The organism is Pseudoalteromonas sp. DY56-GL79 (assembly GCF_041414765.1).
Lineage (GTDB): Bacteria > Pseudomonadota > Gammaproteobacteria > Enterobacterales > Alteromonadaceae > Pseudoalteromonas > Pseudoalteromonas piscicida.
Genome location: NZ_JANHZS010000050.1, coordinates 1,513 through 3,014, shown reverse-complemented (window position 1 = coordinate 3,014; position 1,502 = coordinate 1,513). Strand labels below are relative to the sequence as shown.

At 50.5% G+C, this 1,502-nt stretch carries 1 rRNA gene (running past one end of the window); it reads left to right on the top strand.

Going from position 1 to position 1,502, the window contains the following annotated elements:
* Window positions 1-12 precede the first annotated feature (12 nt).
* Window positions 13-1,502: ribosomal RNA gene (locus NO992_RS23255) — 23S ribosomal RNA — on the top strand (it continues 1,493 nt past the right edge of the window).

Below are 1,502 nucleotides of genomic sequence, written 5' to 3'. Positions count from 1 at the left end.
TTTGGGTTGTATGGTTAAGTGACTAAGCGTACACGGTGGATGCCTTGGCAGTTGGAGGCGATGAAGGACGTACTAACTTGCGATAAGCCTAGTCAAGCCAGTAAGAGGCGCTTGAGACTAGGATTTCCGAATGGGGAAACCCACCTGCTTGCAGGTATCGTTAACTGAATACATAGGTTAACGAGGCGAACGCGGAGAACTGAAACATCTAAGTACCCGTAGGAAAAGAAATCAACCGAGATTCCGAAAGTAGCGGCGAGCGAAATCGGACCAGCCCTTAAGCTTTAGTGTAGTTAGTGGAACATGCTGGAAAGCATGACGAAACAGGGTGATAGTCCCGTACACAAAAACTTATCTAAAGTGAAATCGAGTAGGTCGGAGCACGTGAAACTTTGACTGAATATGGGGGGACCATCCTCCAAGGCTAAATACTCCCAACTGACCGATAGTGAACCAGTACCGTGAGGGAAAGGCGAAAAGAACCCCTGTGAGGGGAGTGAAATAGAACCTGAAACCGTGTACGTACAAGCAGTAGGAGCCTACTTGTTGGGTGACTGCGTACCTTTTGTATAATGGGTCAGCGACTTATATTCTGTAGCGAGGTTAACCATTTAGGGGAGCCGTAGCGAAAGCGAGTCTTAACTGGGCGCTTAAGTTGCAGGGTATAGACCCGAAACCCGGTGATCTAGCCATGGGCAGGTTGAAGGTTGAGTAACATCAACTGGAGGACCGAACCCACTAACGTTGAAAAGTTAGGGGATGACCTGTGGCTAGGAGTGAAAGGCTAATCAAACCGGGAGATAGCTGGTTCTCCCCGAAATCTATTTAGGTAGAGCCTCGGACGAATACTTACGGGGGTAGAGCACTGTTAAGGCTAGGGGGTCATCCCGACTTACCAACCCTTTGCAAACTCCGAATACCGTAAAGTAATATCCGGGAGACACACGGCGGGTGCTAACGTCCGTCGTGGAGAGGGAAACAACCCAGACCGTCAGCTAAGGTCCCAAAGTGTATGTTAAGTGGGAAACGATGTGGGAAGGCTAAAACAGCTAGGAGGTTGGCTTAGAAGCAGCCACCCTTTAAAGAAAGCGTAATAGCTCACTAGTCGAGTCGGCCTGCGCGGAAGATGTAACGGGGCTAAACATACCACCGAAGCTACGGCTGCGAACTTTGTTCGCGGGGTAGGGGAGCGTTCTGTAAGTGGCTGAAGGTGTGCCGGGAGGCATGCTGGACATATCAGAAGTGCGAATGCTGACATGAGTAACGACAAGAGGAGTGAAAAACTCCTCCGCCGGAAGACCAAGGGTTCCTATCCCATGTTAATCAGGGTAGGGTGAGTCGACCCCTAAGGCGAGGCTGAAGAGCGTAGTCGATGGGAAACGGGTTAATATTCCCGTACTCGGTATGAATGCGATGGGGGGACGGAGCAGGCTAGGCAAGCATGGCGTTGGTTGTCCATGTGAAAGGCTGTAGGCTGGTGACTTAGGAAAATCCGGGTTGCT